We start from the raw sequence: 18541 nt of genomic DNA on the forward strand, positions 1-18541 counted from the left end.
CCGCGCCCGGCGACGCCGCCCGGGCGCCGCTGGCGCGCCGGGTCCCGGCGGGCCAGCCGGTGCGGCGGAACCCTGCGGCCGTCCCGGCCGTACCACCAGTGACACCCTCAGCACCCGTAGCACCCGTAGCACCCGTAGCGCCGGCAGTGCCCGCACCATCTGCAGGACCCGTAGTGCCCGCAGCGCCCGTACCACCCGCAGTATCCGCAGTGACCGCAACATCCGTAGTGCCCGCACCACCCGCTCCAGCGGAAGGAACTGATTCATGACCACTTCGACGCAGCCGTCCGGGGACCTCAACTGGCTCCTCGACGACCTGGTGGGCCGCGTCGCGGCTCTGCGGCACGCGGTGATCCTCTCCAGCGACGGGCTGGCCACCGGGGCCTCGCGCGACCTCGACCGGGAGGACGCCGAGCACCTCGCCGCCGTCGCGGCCGGGTTCCACAGCCTGGCCAAGGGGGCCGGCGGGCACTTCAAGGTCGGCGGTGTCCGGCAGACCATGGTGGAGCTGGACGAGGCGTTCCTGTTCATCACAGCCGCCGGCGACGGCAGCTGCCTGGCCGTGCTGAGCGAGGCCGAGGCGGACATCGGCCAGATCGCCTACGAGATGGCCCTGCTGGTCAAGCGGGTCGGCGAGCACATGGCCGCCGAGCCGCGCACCGAAACCGCCGCGCCGAGGGGCTGAGCGGTCCGATGGCGGATCCGAAGGGGGACGGTTCGGGCGGCCCGGCGGCGCCCGACGGCCCGGCGGTGCCGGCGGGCGAGGCCGGGGGCACGACCGGGAGCGAGGGTGCGGAGCCGGGGCAGGACGGCCCGGACGGTGCCGAGGTCGACCTGTTCCGGCCGCGCACCCCGGTCGACGACCGGTGGTTCGACGACGAGGCCGGCCCGGTGGTGCGGCTCTACTCGATGACCCGGGGCCGCACCCGGCCGGTCGAGGAGGGCCTGTTCGACCTGATCTCGCTGGTCACCGCCAAGGACCCCGGGCCGGACGTAGGGGCCGTGCCCGCGCACGTCCTCGACCCGGAGCACCAGACCCTGCTGGCCTGGTGCCGCCACGAGCCGCTGTCCGTCGCCGAGCTCGGCTCCTACACCGACCTGCCGGTCAGCGTGGTGCGCGTCCTGCTCGGCGACCTCTACGACGCCGATCTGATCAGCGTCACCCGACCCGTTCCGCTCGCCGAGCTGCCGGACGAGCGCCTGCTGCGAGACGTGATCAATGGACTCCGTGCGCTCTGACGCCACCCCGCCGGGCACCCCGCCGAGCATCCAGGGCACTCCGCCGGGCACCCAGGGCACTCCGCCGAGGCCGGGCGGGAGCGCCAGCGACCCGCGCTGGCGCGGTGGTCCGGCCGCCGCAGTGAAGATCCTGGTGGCGGGCGGGTTCGGCGCGGGCAAGACCACCCTGGTCGGTTCGGTCAGCGAGATCCGGCCGCTGCGCACCGAGGAGGAGCTCAGCGAGCTGGGCCGCCCGGTGGACGACACCTCGGGCGTGGAGGCCAAGCGCACCACCACGGTGGCGATGGACTTCGGCCGGATCGACCTGCGGCCCGGGCTCGCGCTCTACCTGTTCGGGACGCCCGGGCAGGACCGGTTCTGGTTCGTCTGGGACGAGTTGGCGCGTGGCGCACTCGGCGCCGTGGTACTCGCGGACACCCGGCGGCTGGCCGACTGCTTCCCCTCGGTGGACTTCTTCGAGCAGCGCGGCATTCCGTTCCTGGTCGCGGTCAACTGCTTCGACGGCACCGAGCGGTTCTCCCCGGACGAGGTGCGGGACGCACTCGATCTCGACCCGGAGATCCCGGTGCTGCTGTGCGACGCCCGGCTGCGGGAGGACGGCAAGGAGTTGTTGGTGGCGCTGGTCGAGCACGCCGCCGCCCTCCGTCACCGGGCCGCCGCGCGCTCCTGAGGCTCCATGGGATCGCCGCTGGTCAGGAGTGTTTCGCACACCCGATGTCTCATTCGGTAGTCCATATGTCGGACGGTCGATGCGCGGAAGGTTGCCTAGACAGCCTCGGGCGTGGAAGGCTCTGTGGACGAAAGCCGTCCCGGTCATGCCGTCGGGAGGGTCGGGAACATCCCATTCCCGCCGGTCCGTTCGGGCCGGTGGCACCACGAGGCAGGACGCAGGGGGAGGGCAGCAGGATGACCGTCGGCCAGCGACGCACCACCGCCGTGCCCGGCCCCGTCCTGCCGACGCTCACCGTCCGCCGCTACATCGACCACGCGCTGATCTGCAGCGCCTGTTGTCGCTGACCGGACCCACCCCACCTCGGTACGTCCCCGGCACCTCCGGCCCGAACCCGGCCGCGCCGTCCGACGCACCACCGACCCCGTCGACCAGGCCGTAGCGGATCACCCGTCAGGTGCACCCCCGGCCGACCGGTCCGGCCCCGCCTCGCGGAGAAACCAACCAGTGAACATCGTCTGCCCCAGCAATCCCCCCGGCATCGTCGGCCGTTCCGGTCGGACCGGGCCGGCTCCCACGATGGGCGCGGGTCCGCGGACCGGACGGTGGAACGGACGCGCCGACCGCGCCGGCCTCACCGCGGACGGCCGACGGGGTCGCGCCGACCTCGAACCGTTCTGGCCGTCGCGGCAGCCGCACCTGTTCGATCAGACGTGTCCGGGCTCGCCCAGCGCGTCCCGGCCTTCCGCCCGCTGAACCCGGTTCCACCCGGTCCAGCCCCGGCAGTACGCCCGGTCGACGCGCAGACGACTCCACCCCGTCCGTCACGCGCGAAATGAGTGGCACACCATGTCTTCCTCTTCCACGGCCACCCTGCCCCTGCCCACCACGACCCCGCACCTGCGCGCGGTCCGGTCCGTTCCTCCCGTCTCCGCCGCCCCCTCCGTCGTCCCGGGCGTTGTCCCCGGCATCGGTCCGGTCGTCGGGGCGCCCCGTCCGGGGGTGGCTCCGGCCGTCGGTCCGCACTCCGGTGCGGTGGCACCGTCGGCGCCCGCCTCGCTGCTCGCCGCACTGCCGGAGGGAGCGGCCGTGGTCGCCGCCCTGCCGCAGGGCCTGCTGCCGCAGGGACTGCTCGCCCAGTACGGCGCGCAGGCCGGAGCCGCCGCCGGACACCCGATGGTCGGGTACCTGGTGCTGGTGCCGGCCGACAACCCGGCGGCGCCGGTCGGCCTGCCCGGGGCGGCCGCGCCGGGCACCGTAACGGGCACCGCGCCGGGTGCCGTCCGGCCGGTCCGGCCCGCCGGACGCGGCATCAGCGTCGACTCCGAGCGGCGCAACGCCTACGTCGACGGGCGGCTGCTCGACCTCACCTACCTGGAGTTCGAACTGCTGGCCCACCTCACCGAGCACCCGCAGCGGGTCCACACCCGGGACCACCTGGTCTCGGCGGTCTGGGGTTACGGCCACGTCGGCGACGGCCGCACCGTCGACGTGCACGTCGCCCGGCTGCGTCGCAAGCTCGGATCGGCCTACCGGGACTCGATCGTGACGGTCCGTCGGGTCGGGTACAAGTACACGCCGGTCAACTGATCTGCGAGTCAACTGATCCGCTGGTCAACCGGTGAACCGGTCAACCGGTCAACCGGCCCGCCGGCCGACGTGGTCGGCTGATCGCCGCCAAGACCGCTGCCGCCGCGGCGGGTTGTCCGTTCGCTCCGTGAACGGGCTTCCCGCTGCGGCGCGTTGGCGTTCTCGCGGCTCACCTCCGGCGGTCAGGCGCGCTGGTCGGGTGGCAGCAGGAGGACGGCGAGGGCGTCGGCGCAGGTCCGGGCGTGGCTCAGGAACCAGTCCAGCCGGTCGTCGGTGAGGTGCGCCGGGGTCGAGCGGACCGCGAGCGCGAACCGGGCCTGCCCGGCGGCGTCCAGGACGGGGACCGCGACCGTCCGCACCCCGGCGGCCGACTCGCCGTCGTTGAGGGCGTGGCCGACGGATCGGACCATGGCCAACTCCTCCTCCAGGAGCGCCGGTTCGGTGATCGTGCGGTCGGTGAAGGAGGGCAGCGGACCGAGCGCGGACACCGCCGCCTCGCCCGCGCGCGGCCAGGCCAGCAGAACCTTGCCGAGCGCCGTGGAGTGCAGCGGCCGGCGCAGGCCGAGCCCGGTGTCCGGGCGGACGGAGCCGCCCACCAGGATCACCGCATGCGGACCGCTGCGGATCGCCAGGTCGGCGGTCGTCCCGGTGCGCCGGGACAGCAGTTCCAGCTCGGGCCCGGCCAGGTGCAGTCCGCGCTGGTGGAAGGTGAGTTGGCCGAGTTCGGCGACGGCCGGGCCGAGCCGGTAGCGGGCCGTCTGCTCGTCCTGCTCCAGGAAGCCGGCGCTGACCAGCGTGCGGGCCAGCCGGTGCGCGGTGGAGACCGAGAGGTCCATCCGGCGGGCCAGGTCCGAGGCGCTCAGATCCGGGCCGTTGTCGTGGAAGCAGTGCAGCAGTCCGAGTGCGCGCTGGACGGCCTGCGCACCCGCCGGCGGACTCTGGACGGCGGTGGCGGCCTCGGCCATGGCACCTCGCGTTCGGTTCGTGGCTCCGAGCGGACTGCCGGAGGGAGTTTCAGCGTAGGGCAGCCGGTGCTGCGGACATGTGTCAACGATGTTGCAATGGAATGGCGTTGATGAACAACTGATCCCACCATGTGGCAAAGGCTTGCCTGCGGCTCGGCCGCCGTGGAACGCTCCTCGCATCGCGCCGCCGGCTTCTCGGCCGGGGCGCGCCCGGATGCCGCACATGCGTTGGTCCCCGTGCGCAGGAAACAGGAAGGAGTAGTGCCGTGACGCTCCACCGGCGCCGCCCTTCCCGTGGCTGTTGTCGCTGACGCACCCTGCGCCTCCTGTCCCGCCCTGCTCTGCCTGCTCTTTCTCGCCCTGCCCTTTCTCGCCCTGCCTCGCTCCGCTGCCGGCCATGGGACGCAACTTCCCTGCGTCCAGTGCCGCGTGGTCCGGACACACTTGATCGCCGATGCCTCCGGCCCCGCCGTCGGAGCCCCCGAAGAGGACCAAGCCTCGTGCCCAGCCGTTCGCCGAGTTCCCCCGACCGCCCCGACACCCTCTGGTTCACCCGTTGCCCGGTGCCCACCGCGACCGGGATAGCGGCCGATCAGGGCTGGCTCGCCCGCGAGTTCGCCGCCGACGGGATCGTTGTCCGCTCGCTCCAGGACGCCCCGCCCGAGGTGGCCGCCGACCACCACTACACCCATGCGCTCACCGGACTGTTCCGCGAGGGCGGCAACGTCCCCGCGCTGTGGGCCCGTTCGCGCGGTGAGGCGACCCGGCTGATCGGGCTGACCTGGATCGAGGAGCGCCAGGTCGTCCTGGTCCGGGCCGGGAGCGGGATCAGTGAGCCGGGCCGGCTGCGCGGTCTGCGGCTGGCGGTGCCACATCATGGGATCGGCATCGACTTCTGGCGGGCCATGGCGCTGGCCGGCTTCCGAGGCGCCCTGGGGCTCGCCGGACTCGGACTGGACGATGCCGAGCTGGTCGACGTCCCGGCCGCCCCGGGCGGCGGCCAGTGGTCCGCCGAACTGTCCGCACTGCGGGACGGTGTGGTGGACGCCGTGTACGTGAAGGGGGCGCTCGCCGTCGAGGCGGCCCGCCGGATCGGCGCCGAGGTGGCGGTGGAGCTCGACGCCACCCCGGACCGCCGGGCCCGGGTCAACAACGGGACGCCTCGGCCGGTCACCGTCCACCAGCGACTGCTGGACGAGCACCCGGAGCTGGTCGCCCGGTTCCTGGCCGTGCTGCTGGAGGCCGCCGACTGGGCCGCCGAGCAGCCGGCGGAGGTGGCCCGGATCCTGCAGGCCGAGACCGGGGCCGGCGCCGAGGGCGTCGCGGGGGCGTATGCGGGGGGCGGTCACCGGACCCTGCACCTGGATCTGTCGGAGGAGCGTCTGGAGCTGCTGGCCCAGCAGGAACGGTTCCTCAGGGGGCAGGGCTTCCTTCCCGCACCGGTGGACGTACGGGCCTGGGCCGACCCGGAGCCGCTCCGCGCCGCCCGCGCGCTGCTGCGCGAGCGGCGGGGCGGCGGGGCGTGACCGGCCGCAGGCCCGGTCGTTCGTCCGGCTGACCGGTCCCCGCCTGCCACGAGCCTGCGGGCAGTTGCGCCGCAGGCCACGCCCCGCCGACAGAGTTCGGCGAACAGCTTTCAGCCGACAGCTTTCAGTAAACAGCTTTCAGCAAACAGAGTTCAGCGAACAACTTTCGAAAGTTGTCAGCTGTCACCTGTCATCCGTTCTTGGAGACCCCCGTGAACACCGCCCGCCTCGCCCTCGCCGCCACCGCGCTGCTCGCCTCCACCGCCCTGGCCGCCTGCGGCTCGTCCGCCGACGGGGCCCAGGGCTCCGCCGAGGGCGGGGCCGGCGGCAAGGCCGACGTCGTGCTCCGCCTGCCCGACCCCGGCAACAACGGCTTCCTCGCCCGTGGCAAGAAGGACGGCTCGCTGGACCAGGCCCTGGCGGCCGTCCACGCCAAGGCCGCCTGGACGGGGAGCGCCGGCCCCTTCGCCCCCGCCGCGCAGGCCCTCTCCGCCGACCAGCTCGACGTCGCCCAGGGCTCGATCACCTCGGCCGTCGCCGCACTCGCCCAGAAGCCCGGCTTCAAGCTGTTCGCCCAGACCGCGCCGGACGGCGTCGGCGAGGGGATCCTGGTCAAGAACGACTCGCCCATCAAGACCGTGCAGGACCTGGTCGGCAGGAAGGTTGCCGTCTCCCAGGGCGGCACCAGCGAGTACCTGCTGCTCAAGGCGCTGGAGAGGAACGGCGTCCCGGCCGACCAGGTCCAGCGGGTCTACCTGCGCGCCGACCAGACCTCCGGGGTGTTCAACTCCGGCCAGGTGGACGCCTGGGCCACCTGGAACACCTTCTCCACGCCCACCATCGCCAACGCGGGCGCGCACTTCCTGGTCGACGGCCAGGCGATCGGCTCCGACAACTACGCGCTCTGGGCGGTGCGCAACGGCTTCGCCGACAAGCACCCCGAGGTGGTCAAGGCCTTCTACGCCTACCTGCGCGACAACGGCCGGAAGGAGAAGGCCGATCCGGCCGCCTACCTCAACGTCTTCACCGATTCCGGCCCGACCGCCGTCACCCCGGCCGAGAAGGACGTCGCGGTGAACGTCAGCCGGCAGGCCGCCGTGGCCGACGTCATCTCCGAGGCCGACACCGCCCGCTTCGGCACCGTCGCCCGGTTCTTCGCCGACCAGAAGGTCACCAAGCAGCTGGTCGACGTCAAGCCCTACCTGATCGACATCGACACGCTCGGGGGCGGCGCCAAGTGACCACCCCCGCAGCGGGACACGCCCCCACCGACACCCGGGCCGCCCTGGCCGCCGGACTGGTGACCCCGCGCGCCCAGCTCCGGCGGCCCCGCCCCCGGGCCCTCGCCGCGCTCCTGCGCACCCTCGGCCCGCTGGCCCTGCTCGGAGGCTGGGCGCTCGCCTCCGCCACCGGAGCGCTCACCCAGGACGTGCTCGCCTCACCGGCCCAGGTCGTCGGAGCCGTCCGCGAGTTGTGGGACAACGGCCAGTTGGCCGACGCCCTCACCGTCTCGCTCACCCGGGCCGGACTCGGCCTGCTCCTCGGCGCCACCACCGGTCTCGTGCTCGGCGTCGTCACCGGCTTCACCCGGCTGGGGGAGGAGCTCCTCGACTCGGCGATCCAAGTCCTGCGCACCGTACCGTTCCTGGCGCTCGTCCCGCTCTTCATGGTGTGGTTCGGCATCACCGAGACCGCGAAGGTCGCCCTGATCGGGGTGGCCACCAGCTTCCCGATGTACGTCTCGGCCTCCGGCGGGGTCCGCAACACCGACCGCAAGCTGGTCGAGGCGATGCGCAGCTTCGGCCTCGGCCGCTGGGCGATCGTGCGCACGGTCGTCCTGCCCGGGGCACTGCCCTCGCTGCTCTCCGGCCTTCGGCTCTCCATGACGCTGAGCGTGATCGCCCTGATCGCCGCCGAGGAGATCAACTCCACCGAAGGCATCGGGTACTTGATGGCCCAGGCGCAGAACTACTCGCGCACCGACGTCCTCGCCGTCTGCATCCTGATCTACGGGTTGCTCGGCCTCGCGGCCGACGGCTTCGTCCGGATCCTGGAACGCCTGCTGATGCCGTGGCGCCGGGTCGTCCGAGGAGCCGCCCGATGACCATCCCCGTCCCCACTGCCGCCGCAACCGCCGCTGTCACCGCCACCGCCGCCGCTTCCGCTGGTACTTCGCCCGGTGCCGCCCCCGCCGTCCATCTACGAGGCCTGCGCAGGGTGTTCGGCACCCGGGCCGTGCTCGACGGCGTCGACCTCTCCATCGCCCGGGGCGAGTTCGTCGCCCTGCTCGGCGCCAGCGGCACCGGGAAGACCACTCTGCTGCGCATCCTCGGTGCGCTCGACCAGGCCGACGAGGGTACGGTGCTCGTTCCGCCGGTCCGTACGGTGGTCTTCCAGGAGCCCCGACTGGTGCCGTCCAAGCGGGTGTTGGCCAATGTCACGGTCGGCCTGCCGGGCGGCGCCGCCACCCGGGAGACCGGGCTGAAGGCACTCGCCGAGGTCGGTCTGGAACGGCATGCCGAGGCCTGGCCGGCCACCCTCTCGGGCGGTGAGGCGCAGCGCGTCGCGCTCGCCAGGGCGCTCGTCCGAGAGCCCCAACTTCTGCTGCTGGACGAACCGTTCGCAGCCCTGGACGCCCTCACCAGGCTGCGTATGCAGGATCTGGTCGGGGACTTGGTCCGCCGCCACCGACCGGCCGTCCTGCTGGTCACCCACGACGTGGACGAGGCCGTCCGGCTCGCCGACCGGGTCGCCGTGCTGCGTGACGGTCTGTTGGTCCGGGACGAGGCCGTCACCGTCGAGCACCCCCGCGACCCCGCCGACCCGGCCTTCGCCGAGCTGCGCCGACACCTGCTCGCCGACCTCGGCGTCCACTGAACGGCCCCCGCCTGGCACCCGATCCACCTCCGCAGATTCCCCCAGGCCGCCCGAAGAATCCCCACGCACCAACGGAGTTGACCAGATGACCGTCACCCTCGGCGTTCACGCCAGCAATCCCTCGCTCTACTACCTCGCCCGACTTCCCTACCTGGAGGAGGAGTTGGCCCCGCTCGGCGAGACCGGAGCGTTCCACCACTACACCGACGGCACCCGCACCGGCGACCTGCTCGCCGACGGCACCATCGACTTCGGCGGCACCGGCTCGACCCCGCCGATCACCGCCCAGGCGGCCGGTCACGACCTGGTGTACGCGGCGGTCTCCGTGCCCCGCCCCGACCACGGCGCGCTGCTGGTCCTGGACGCCGGGCCGGTCCGTACGGTCGCCGACCTCAAGGGCGGTACCGTCGTCCTCGGCGTCGGCTCCTGGCAGACCCACCTGCTCGCCAAGGCCCTTTACGCGCAGGGGCTTTCGTACGGTGAGGATGTCACCCCGGCGCGCCCGGTGGCGGGGGAGGACCAGGCCCGGCGGCTGCGTGACGGCGAGATCGCCGGCTGGATCGCCCAGGGCGCCGAACTGGCCGCCGCCCGCCGCAGCGGGGAGTTCCGCGAGCTGATCCGCACCGGCGACGTCATCACCGACCGCTCGGTCTTCTTCACCCGCCGGGAGTTCGCCGCCGGGCGCCCCGAGGTGGTCGCCGCGATCGCCACCGCGCTGCGCCGGGCGGACGCCTGGGTGGCGGCCCACCCGGCCGAGGCCGCCGCGATCGCGGCCGGGGAGCTGGGCGGCACGGCCGCCGACTGGCGGACCGCGCTCGCCGCACTGCCCTGGCAACTGGAGCCCGCCACGGCCGAGTTCATCGCCGAACAGCAGGAGGCGGCGGACATCTTCCACCGGGTCGGCTTCCTCGCCGGCGCGCTGACCGTCGCCGACGCCCATCTGCCCGCCCTGGAGGCCCCGGTGGCCGCCGCGCTCGGGAAGGACAGCTGAGCCGTGGCCTCCGAAGTCCTCTGGTACATCATCCCGCGCGAGGGCCACTACCCCTGGGAGTCGGCCGGCCGCCGCCCGGTGGACCTGCGTTACCTGCAGCAACTGGCTGGCAGCGTCGAGCGCCTGGGCTACACCGGCGCGCTGCTCGCCACCGATCTGTACGACGTCTGGACGCTCGGCAGCGCGCTCGCCGCCGCCACCGGCCCGGCCTTCAAGCCGCTGCTGGCCGTCCACCCCGGGCTGATCTCGCCCACCCTGCTGGCCAAGTCGGCACTCAGCTTCGACCACCTGCACGGCGGACGGCTGCGCTTCAACGTGGTCAACGGCTCCACCGCCCAACTGCGCGAGTACGGCCTGGACGTCGAGCACGACGACCGCTACCGGCTCAGCGCGGAGTACTGGTCGATCGTCAAGCGCCTCACGACGGGCGAAGTGTTCGACCACGAGGGCGAGTTCTACCGGCTGAAGAACGCGGGGGCGAGCCTGCGCGAACTCCCCCCGGTGCAGCCCGGCGGCATCCCGCTCTGGTTCGGTGGCAGCTCGCCGGCCGGTATCGAGATGGCCGCCCGGCATGTGGACGTCTACCTGACCTGGGGCGAGCCGCCGCACCTGCTCAAGGAGAAGCTGGACCTGGTCCGCGAGCGCGCCGCCGCCCACGGGCGGAGCCTGCGGATCGGGCTGCGGCTGCACCTGATCGTCCGGGACACCGAGGAGGAGGCCTGGGCGGCGGCCGACCGGCTGCTGGACGTGACCAGTGAGGCGACGTACGCGCGGCAGCTGGGCTCGGCCGAGGGGGAGGACGGTGTCGGCTGGCAGCGCCAGTTCCGTCAGCACGGTGGCAAGGTCCCGGCGCGCGCCCGGGAGTTGGAGGCCTACCCCAACCTGTGGCCGGGGATGAGCCTGTTCCGCCCCGGGCCGGGGACTGCGGTGGTCGGCTCGACGGCCCAGGTGGTGGAGCGGTTGCAGGAGTTCGAGGCGCTGGGGGTGGACACCTTCATCCTCTCCGGCAATCCGCTGTTGGAGGAGGCTCACCGGGTTGCAGAAACGGTTCTGCCCGCATTGGGCATCCGTCGCTGATCTCCCGCTGCCGGCCGTCGGCGCTGGAAGGCGGCCGCTCGCCGCAGGCGACCGACGGCCGTCAGCGAACAGATGACAGCTGACGGCAAACAGATGACAGCAAACAGATAACAGCAAACAGATGACAGCTGACAGATTTCGAAATCTGTCAGCTGTCACCCGCCGGCGCCCCGCCGCTCGCCGTCAGGCGCTCAGCCGGTCGATCTCCGCGAGTTCCTCCTCCGTCAGCGGTCCGGCGGCCAGCGCCTCGAGGTTCTGGTCCAGCTGGGCCACGCTGCTCGCCCCGATGATCACCGAGACCACCCGGGGGTCCCGCAGCACCCAGCTCAGCGCCAGCTGCGCCAGGCTCTGCCCGCGCCCTTCGGCGACCTTGTTCAGCGCGCGCAGCTGCTCCAGCTTCGGCTCGGTCAGCACTTCCTCGGTCAGGAACTTCCCGACCGACATCCGCGAACCGGCCGGCACCTGCCCGGAGAGGTAGCGGTCGGTCAACAGCCCCTGGGCGAGCGGGGAGTAAGCGATCAGGCTGGTCTGGGTGTCGCCCACCGCGTCCAGCACGCCACCCTCCTCCACGGACCGGTTGAGGATCGAGTACGCCGACTGGTTCATCAGCACCGGCGTGCCCAGCTCGCGCAGGATCGCCACGGCCTCCCGGTGCTGCTCCGCCGGGTAGTTGGAGATCGCCGCGTACAGCGCCTTGCCCGAGCGCACCGCGCTGTCCAGCGCCCCCATCGTCTCCTCGATCGGGGTGTCCGGGTCGTAGCGGTGCGAGTAGAAGACGTCGACGTAGTCCAGCCCCATCCGGCCCAGCGACTGGTCCAGGCTGGCCAGCAGGTACTTGCGGCTGCCGCCGTTGCCGTACGGGCCGGGCCACATGTCCCAGCCGGCCTTGGTCGCGATGAACAGCTCGTCGCGGTACGGCCGGAAGTCCTGCGCGAACAGATAGCCGAAGTTGCGCTCGGCGCTGCCGTACGGCGGGCCGTAGTTGTTCGCCAGGTCGAAGTGGGTGACGCCCCGGTCGAAGGCCCGGCGCAGCACGGCCCGTTGCACGTCCAGCGGCTGGGCGTCACCGAAGTTGTGCCAGAGCCCCAGGGAGACGGCGGGCAGCTGGACGCCGCTGCGGCCGGCCTTCCGGTAGGTCATCGAGGCGTAGCGGTCATCTGCGGCGAGGTAGCTCATGCCGGACATCTTGCCAGCCGGTCCGGCCCGGGCAAGCCCTTGCCCCGCCTCCGACCACCGCTTGTACTCGCGGAGGACCGTACGAGACGGCGCGAGGCCGTCCGACCCCGGCTGGGGTCGAGGGTGTACGAGACGGAGGGGGAGCGTGATGGCAGGCCGGACCGTGGCGACCACCCCCCCGCCGCCCCGCCGCGCACTGACGCCGCCTCCGAGCTGCCCCGCCTGCCCGGGCCGCCCCGGCGGTACCCGTACTGCTGAGCGCGATTGCCGCCCGCACGACCACCGTCCGGCTCTTCGCCGCGGTGACGGTGCTCGGGGTCCTCGATCCGGTCCGGGGCGCCTGAGGACTGCGCACTGCTCGACCAACCGTCCGGCAGCCGGGTGGAGTTGATCACCGGCAAGGGTGACGATCCAAACCGCACCGGGTTGTTCGGCCTTCCCGAGGAGTGCCAGTGGGCGGCGCTCGCCGAGAACTACGCGCTGCTGCGCGGACTTTGGCGCGAGGAGGAGGTGAGCTGGGAGAGCGCGACCGCCCGCCGCTCACCCGGTCCACCGACCTGGCCGCCCGCTACGGCGACCTGCTGTTCTCCGCCGACTCCCTCCACCCGCCGGTGAAGTACCGGGTCCTGGTGGAGCACTGCCGCGAGCGCTGGGAGCACTACGGCGATGACCTGAAGGAGGCCCGGGCGGGGGCGGGCTTCGGCGGACTGTACGTCGCGAGCGCTGGCAGGGCGCCGTCGAGGGCTTCCGCCCGTACGGGGACGCCCTGGTCGACTCGGCGGCGGGCAAGCACGACGACTCGCCGTTCGGTTCGCTGGAGGACGCCTCGGCGCAGGGTTCGGCCCTGGTCGGCCGTCCGCAGCAGGTGATCGAGAAGATCCACCGCTACCACGAGGCCTTCGGCAGCGAGGCGGTCGGCATCGGCGTGGACGCGCTGGCCGAGGGCGCGCTGACCGAGGGCGCGCTGACCGAGGGGCGCAGCGGGAGCAACTGGAGCTGTTCGCCGGGGAGGTGGCCCCGGTGATCCGGCGCGAGCTGCCCTGACCGCCCGCGCGGAACGATGCCCCCGCCCGCGCGACGCGCTTCGCCCCCCGCCCGCGCGAGCGGAACGACGCTTCCCGCCCGCGCGGGCGCCGCGCACCCCCCACGCCGTGTGACGCCTGCCACCGTCCGTGACGTGACGCGCGCCACCGCTCCGGGCGGAATGCCCTTGGGCGGCACGGGGGATGACGAACGGTCGAGGGGCCGTGGCCGCCGGGGGGCGGCGCACGGCCCTCAGTCTTCCGTCCCCGTTCTCCGGCCTTCCGCCGAGTGCGGCCCCGGAGAAAGACGAATGCACTTCCCTCTGTACCTACTGGTATGTACAGTAAAGTCATGACCACCCAGGACCGCCTCATCGAGAGCACTCAGGCCCTCCTCTGGGAGCGCGGCTACGTCGGCACCAGCCCGAAGGCCATCCAGCAGCGCTCCGGCGTCGGCCAGGGCAGCATGTACCACCACTTCACCGGCAAGCCCGACCTTGCCGCCGCCGCCCTGCGCCGCAGCGCCGAGCAGATGCGGGGCGTCGCCGAGGCCGACCTCGCCGCCCCCGGCACCGCGTACGACCGGATCGCCGCCTACCTGCACCGCGACCGCGAGGTGCTGCGCGGCTGCCGGATCGGCCGGATGGCCCAGGATCCGGACGTCGTCGCCGACCCGCAGCTGCGCGCCCCGGTCGAAGAGACCTTCGACTGGCTGCGCGGCCGGATCGCCGAACTGGTCGCCGAGGGTCAGGAGCACGGCGAGTTCGCCCCCGGCCTGGACCCGGCGGACACCGCCGCCGCCGTGGTTGCCGTCGTCCAGGGCGGCTACGTCCTGGCCCGCGCCGCGGACAGTGCCGCACCCTTCGAACAGGCCGTCCGCGGCGCCCTCGGCCTGCTCGCCGCCCACCGCCAGTCCTGACGGATCCCCAGCACGGATCCAGCACGGATCTCCAGCACGGATCTCCAGCACGGATCTCCGTCACTGACCCGCCGCCCGAGCCCGGGAGCCCCGCCGTGCACGCCATGCAGTACGAGATCACCCTCCCCGCCGACTACGACATGGGCATCATCCGCCGGCGCGTGGCCGACAAGGGCCACCTGCTCGACGCCCACCCCGGCCTCGGCCTCAAGGCGTACCTGGTCCGCGAGCGCGGCCAGGACGGCTCGCCGGTCAACCAGTACGCGCCGTTCTACCTCTGGCGCACCGCCGAGGGCATGAACGCCTTCCTGTGGGGCCCGGGCTTCCGCGGCCTGAGCGCGGACTTCGGCCGCCCCGCCGTCCACCACTGGCTCGGCGCGGGCCTGACCCTGGGTACCCGGACGGACGCCCCGACCACCGCCACCCGTGCGACCGTACGGCTACCGGAGGCCGCCGACCCGGCCGAGGCCGTCGTACGGGCCCTCGCCGACCTCCCCGCGCACCCCGCCCTGCACACCGCCGCCGTCGCCGTGGACCCGAGCCGCTGGGAACTGCTCAGCCTCGCCCTCTGGCACGGCCCGGCCCCCGAGGACGCGCCGGGCACCCGCTACCGGGTGCTGCACCTGTCCCGCCCCGAACTCGACCGGCTGCCGGCCGGTCGCCACTGGTGAAAGGTCCCGACACCGCGATGCCCACCACCTCCCCCGCCGTCGACCCGTCGAGCGGACTCGCCCCCGCCGACCCCACCCCCGCCGGCGTCGTCCCGGCCGATCTCACCCCCGCGCCGCTCGACCGCGAAGCCGGCTACGCCCTGCTCACCGACCTGGCCGGCCCGGCCGCCGCCGCCACCCTCGGCGGCCTGGACGCGCTCGCCCCCGGCTTCCCCGACTGGATCGTCACCAGCCTCTTCGGCGGCACCTACCAGCGCCCCGGCCTCGCCCTGCGCGACCGTCAGATCGCCAACCTGGCCGCACTCACCGCCCTCGGTGGCGTGGAGCCGCAGCTCGCCGACCACGTCCGCAACAGCCTGCGGATCGGGATGACGCGCGAGGAGATCACCGAGGTGATCGTCCACCTGGCCCCGTACGTCGGCGTCCCCAAGGCCCTGGCCGGCCTCCGGGTCGCCACCGTCACCTTCGCGGCGACCGACACCGCGGCGACCAGCACGTCGGCGACGGACACCCCGGCGACCGGCGCCCCGGCGGCCGCGACCCCGACGGAGGACGAGGCGTGAGCGCCACCCGCACCGTACGGACCGTCCTGGGCGACCTCGCCCCCGCCGAACTGGGCGTCACCGACTCCCACGACCACCTCTTCATCCGCAGCCCGCTGCTCCCTGGTCAGGAGCTGGACGACCCGGCCGCCGCCGAGGAGGTGCTGCGCGCCTACGCCGCGGCCGGCGGCCGCACCTTCGTCCAGTGGACCCCGTGGGGCATGGGCCGGGGCGCGGACGTCCTCGCCGCGCTGTCCCGCGCGACCGGCGTCCACGTCGTCGCCGCCACCGGCACGCACCAGGCGGCCCACTACCCCGAAGACGACCGCTCCGGCCCCACCCCGTCCGCCGACCTCGCCGAGCGCTTCGTCACCGAGCTCACCACCGGGCTCCCCGGCGCCCCCGAGGGCGTGCGACCCGGCCTGATCAAGATCGCCGACGACGCGGGCCCCCTGACCGCGCACACCCGCCGGACGACGGCCGCCGCGGCCGAGGCGCACCACGCCACCGGCGCGCCGATCGCCGTCCACCTCGAACCCGACGGCGACCCGCACGGCGTCCTGCGCCGGCTCCACGGACGGCACGGAGTCAGCCCCGACCGGATCGTCCTCGGCCACCTCACCCGCTTCACCGACCGGGCGGTGCACCGCAGCCTGGCCGCCGAGGGTGTGTTCCTCGCCCTGGACAGCCCCTCCCGGATCGGCCACCCCGCCGACCTCCAGGCCTTCGACGTGATCGCCGACCTGGTCGACGCGGGCCACGCCGACCGGCTGCTGCTGGGCGCCGACACCACCACGAGGACGGCCCGCGCGGTCGGCGGCCCCGCCCGGCTGCTCACCGACCTCGCCCCGCGGCTGGCCCGCACCTTCGGGCCGGAGCTGCCTGACCGGCTGCTGGTCGCCAACCCGGCAACCGCCCTGGCCGCGGACTGGCGCACCCCGTGAAGCCGGGCCCCTGAAGCAGGCCCTTGAAACGGCCCGCTGAGACCGCCCGCCGAGACCACCCGCGGAAACCGTCCACCGAAGCTGCCTGCTGAAACGATTTGCCGGAACCGTCCCTCCCGTGGCCGCGTCCGCCCGCCGGGGTTTGAATCCGCGAAGCCCCTGCCCGGACCACGCCCCGGCGAGGCGGTCCCGGCGATGCACTCGTGGCTCGCTCCCGCCGGCTCTGGTGGCCCTGCTCGACGACGCCCCGGCCGGGCTGGCCGGCGGGCTGCCCGGTACGGCGAACGGCGTGCGGGAGCTGCGCTCGCTGTGGGTGGCGCCCTGGGCGCGCGGGCGGGGCGTCGCGGACCGGCTGATCGAGGAGGTCGAGCGCTGGGCCCGCGCGGACGGCGGCAGCACCCTGCGCCTGGCGGTGCTGCCCGGCAACGAGGCCGCGCTCGCCCGATACCGCCGCCATGGCTTCGTCCCGCTCGCCGAACCCGGCGATCTCCTCGCCGACGGGACCACCCGGGAACTGCTGCTGGCGAAGCCGCTGGACTGACCGGTGCACGGGCGGAGCCCGGAGAACGCTGACGGGGCCCGTGCCGGATGGGGGATGGCACGGGCCCCGCCGTCAACCGGACCGGCGGCTCACATGTGGGTGCCGCCGTCGATGCGCAGCTCGGTGCCGGTGACGAAGGCGCCGTCGTCGGAGGCCAGCATGGCGATCACGCCGGCGACCGTGTCCGGGCCCGCGAAGCCCCGGCCGATGGCGGGGGAGAGCTTGGCGAGCAGGCTGAAGTCGGCGTCGGCGGGCAGGCCGGGGTTGTTGGTCATGCCACTGTCGATGCTGCCCGGCGCGACGCACACCGCGCGCAGGCCCTGCTTCGAGTACTCCGAGGCGATGGCGTGGGTGAAGGACTGGATGCCGCCCTTGGTCGCGGCGTACGCGGCCATGTAGGGGTGGGCGAAGCTCGCGGAGGTGGAGCTGAAGTTGACCACCACGCCCCGGCCGGTCGCCAGCAGGGCGGGGAGCGCCTCGCGGGTCATCAGGAAGGTGCCGGTGAGGTTCACCGCGAGGAGCTTGTTCCAGAACTCCAGGGTGGTCTCGTGGGTGTGCGAGGAGCGGAGGATGCCGGCCGCGTTGACCAGGACGTCCAGGCCGCCCAGGCCCGTGATCGCCTCGGCCACGCCCGTCACCACGGCGGACTCGTCCGAGATGTCCAGCACCTGGATGGTCAGGCGGTCGGCGGTGCCGTCGGCGGTCGCGCGGTCCAGGGTCTTCTTCAGGCCGTCCTCGTTGACGTCGACGGCGACGACGTTCCCGCCCTCGGTGAGGATCCGGTGCACGGTCGCCTGGCCGATGCCAGAGCCGCCGCCGGTGATCAGGACGTTCCGTCCGCTGAAGCGCTCCATGGTGGTACTCCTTCGTTCGTGGTCTCTCGACCTCAGGAGACACGGTACGCCTTTATGGCACGTCGTGCCAATAAGTCTCGATGTGCCATATAGGCGTGGTGCGTCATTATGGAGCCCGGGTGCGTACGCTGACCCTTGTGACCGGACGCCCGACCCTGACCCAGCGCCGCCGTGACGCCACCCGGCTGGAGATCGCCCGCACCGCCGCCGCGCTCTTCGCCGAGCAGGGCGCCGAGGCGACCACCGCCGAGGAGATCGCCGCCGCCGCGGGCATCTCGCTGCGCACCTTCTACCGCTACTTCTCCGTCAAGGAGGACGCCGTCGCCCCGCTGCTGGCGGCCGGCGGGCAGCGCTGGGTCGAGCTGCTGGCCGAGAGTCCGGCGGACCGCCCGCTGCGCGAGGCCTTGGAGCGCTCCGCGGTGGAGTCGCTGACCCCGGCCGACGATGCGGCCGTCGAGGCGATGCACTGGACCCGAAGCCTGCTGCGCGACCCCCGGCTGGACGGCACCTGGCAGCGGGTACACGCGGGATCGGAGGAGCGACTGCGGTCCGTCCTGGCCGAGCGCTGCCCGGTCGGCGCCGACCCGCTGGAGATCCGGCTGGCCGCCGCGGCGGCCACGGCGGCGATCCGGGTGGCCCTGGAGCAGTGGGCCGCCTCCGACGTGGCGGTCACCGGCCCGGGCTCCCCGCAGGACCTCGGCGCCCGCTGCATGCGCGAGCTCACGGCGGGGCTGCGGCTCCCCGAGCGGGCGGCCGGGGCGTAGCAGGCGGTCGGCGGCCGGCAGGCGACAGACGACGGGCGGCGGCTGACGGCTGACAGCTGACAGATTTCAGATGACAGACGACAGATAACAGAGTTCAGCTAACAGATTTCGAAATCTGTCGACTGAAACCCGTCCTCAGCCTTCCCCAGCCCCCGATCAGCTTCCTCCCAGCT

Annotated in this window: 21 protein-coding genes; 18 read left to right on the plus strand and 3 right to left on the minus strand. The window is 73.4% G+C overall.

All coding sequences use genetic code 11. The annotated features are described in order from the left end of the window. Positions 1–265 precede the first annotated feature (265 nt). The 4 genes from BG452_RS40155 (at position 266) to BG452_RS40170 (ending at position 3499) form a co-directional block, all read left to right on the plus strand. Positions 266–685 carry a roadblock/LC7 domain-containing protein gene (locus BG452_RS40155; protein ID WP_030283024.1) on the plus strand — a complete coding sequence of 140 codons (420 nt, stop codon included), beginning with the start codon at positions 266–268 and terminating at the stop codon, positions 683–685. 8 nt (positions 686–693) lie between these two features. Beyond that, positions 694–1239 carry a DUF742 domain-containing protein gene (locus tag BG452_RS40160; protein ID WP_188309296.1) on the plus strand — a complete coding sequence of 182 codons (546 nt, stop codon included), beginning with the start codon at positions 694–696 and terminating at the stop codon, positions 1237–1239. 121 nt (positions 1240–1360) lie between these two features. Further along, positions 1361–1909 carry a GTP-binding protein gene (locus BG452_RS40165; RefSeq protein WP_317621458.1) on the plus strand — a complete coding sequence of 183 codons (549 nt, stop codon included), beginning with the start codon at positions 1361–1363 and terminating at the stop codon, positions 1907–1909. An 849-nt stretch (positions 1910–2758) separates the two neighbouring features. Then, a complete protein-coding gene (locus BG452_RS40170; protein WP_223243439.1) occupies positions 2759–3499 on the plus strand; it encodes a winged helix-turn-helix domain-containing protein in 741 nt (246 codons plus the stop codon). A gap of 182 nt (positions 3500–3681) precedes the next feature. On the opposite strand, the gene BG452_RS40175 is transcribed toward BG452_RS40170, so the two are convergent. After that, positions 3682–4464, minus strand: a complete 783-nt coding sequence (locus BG452_RS40175) for an IclR family transcriptional regulator (RefSeq protein WP_188309298.1) — start codon at positions 4462–4464, stop codon at positions 3682–3684. A 500-nt stretch (positions 4465–4964) separates the two neighbouring features. Here BG452_RS40175 and BG452_RS40180 point away from each other — a divergent pair, with 500 nt between their 5' ends. From BG452_RS40180 to BG452_RS40205, 6 genes are all read left to right on the plus strand, one after another. Beyond that, on the plus strand, positions 4965–5990 hold the full coding sequence (locus BG452_RS40180; RefSeq protein WP_317621453.1) for an ABC transporter substrate-binding protein: 1026 nt from the start codon (positions 4965–4967) through the stop codon (positions 5988–5990). Between the two features lie 212 nt (positions 5991–6202). Next, entirely contained in the window at positions 6203–7231 is a 1029-nt protein-coding gene (locus tag BG452_RS40185) for an NrtA/SsuA/CpmA family ABC transporter substrate-binding protein (RefSeq protein WP_317621454.1), read from the plus strand. After that, complete coding sequence (locus tag BG452_RS40190) at positions 7228–8094, plus strand: ABC transporter permease (RefSeq protein ID WP_188309300.1); 867 nt, start codon at positions 7228–7230, stop codon at positions 8092–8094. The genes BG452_RS40185 and BG452_RS40190 overlap by 4 nt, the downstream gene beginning before the upstream one ends. Beyond that, entirely contained in the window at positions 8091–8867 is a 777-nt protein-coding gene (locus tag BG452_RS40195) for an ABC transporter ATP-binding protein (RefSeq protein WP_188309301.1), read from the plus strand. Before BG452_RS40190 ends, BG452_RS40195 begins: the two co-directional genes overlap by 4 nt. 85 nt (positions 8868–8952) lie before the next feature. After that, complete coding sequence (locus BG452_RS40200) at positions 8953–9858, plus strand: ABC transporter substrate-binding protein (protein WP_188309302.1); 906 nt, start codon at positions 8953–8955, stop codon at positions 9856–9858. 3 nt (positions 9859–9861) lie between these two features. Next, complete coding sequence (locus BG452_RS40205) at positions 9862–10935, plus strand: LLM class flavin-dependent oxidoreductase (RefSeq protein ID WP_188309303.1); 1074 nt, start codon at positions 9862–9864, stop codon at positions 10933–10935. Between the two features lie 183 nt (positions 10936–11118). Here BG452_RS40205 and BG452_RS40210 read toward each other — a convergent pair whose 3' ends face one another. Continuing rightward, positions 11119–12111, minus strand: coding sequence for an aldo/keto reductase (locus tag BG452_RS40210; protein WP_188309304.1), 993 nt, complete (start codon positions 12109–12111; stop codon positions 11119–11121). A gap of 354 nt (positions 12112–12465) precedes the next feature. Between BG452_RS40210 and BG452_RS40215 the strand changes: the two genes are divergently transcribed. From BG452_RS40215 to BG452_RS40245, 7 genes are all read left to right on the plus strand, one after another. Then, positions 12466–12726 carry an LLM class flavin-dependent oxidoreductase gene (locus BG452_RS40215; protein ID WP_223243444.1) on the plus strand — a complete coding sequence of 87 codons (261 nt, stop codon included), beginning with the start codon at positions 12466–12468 and terminating at the stop codon, positions 12724–12726. 250 nt (positions 12727–12976) lie between these two features. Next, entirely contained in the window at positions 12977–13135 is a 159-nt protein-coding gene (locus BG452_RS40220) for a hypothetical protein (RefSeq protein WP_188309306.1), read from the plus strand. Positions 13136–13485: 350 nt separating this feature from the next. Then, complete coding sequence (locus tag BG452_RS40225; protein WP_188309307.1) at positions 13486–14052, plus strand: TetR/AcrR family transcriptional regulator; 567 nt, start codon at positions 13486–13488, stop codon at positions 14050–14052. A gap of 95 nt (positions 14053–14147) precedes the next feature. Next, positions 14148–14723, plus strand: a complete 576-nt coding sequence (locus tag BG452_RS40230; protein WP_188309308.1) for a DUF4865 family protein — start codon at positions 14148–14150, stop codon at positions 14721–14723. A 17-nt stretch (positions 14724–14740) separates the two neighbouring features. Then, complete coding sequence (locus tag BG452_RS47465) at positions 14741–15286, plus strand: carboxymuconolactone decarboxylase family protein (protein ID WP_188309309.1); 546 nt, start codon at positions 14741–14743, stop codon at positions 15284–15286. Then, positions 15283–16209, plus strand: coding sequence for a phosphotriesterase (locus BG452_RS40240; RefSeq protein WP_188309310.1), 927 nt, complete (start codon positions 15283–15285; stop codon positions 16207–16209). The genes BG452_RS47465 and BG452_RS40240 overlap by 4 nt, the downstream gene beginning before the upstream one ends. Positions 16210–16327: 118 nt before the next feature. Next, positions 16328–16750 carry a GNAT family N-acetyltransferase gene (locus BG452_RS40245; protein WP_411293092.1) on the plus strand — a complete coding sequence of 141 codons (423 nt, stop codon included), beginning with the start codon at positions 16328–16330 and terminating at the stop codon, positions 16748–16750. 89 nt (positions 16751–16839) lie between these two features. On the opposite strand, the gene BG452_RS40250 is transcribed toward BG452_RS40245, so the two are convergent. Further along, positions 16840–17604, minus strand: coding sequence for an SDR family NAD(P)-dependent oxidoreductase (locus BG452_RS40250; protein ID WP_188309311.1), 765 nt, complete (start codon positions 17602–17604; stop codon positions 16840–16842). 137 nt (positions 17605–17741) lie between these two features. On the opposite strand from BG452_RS40250, the gene BG452_RS40255 reads away from it, so the two are divergent. Continuing rightward, positions 17742–18368, plus strand: a complete 627-nt coding sequence (locus tag BG452_RS40255) for a TetR family transcriptional regulator (protein ID WP_317621456.1) — start codon at positions 17742–17744, stop codon at positions 18366–18368. The last annotated feature ends 173 nt before the right edge of the window (positions 18369–18541 follow it).

The organism is Streptomyces sp. CBMA123 (assembly GCF_014596465.1).
Taxonomy (GTDB): domain Bacteria; phylum Actinomycetota; class Actinomycetes; order Streptomycetales; family Streptomycetaceae; genus Kitasatospora.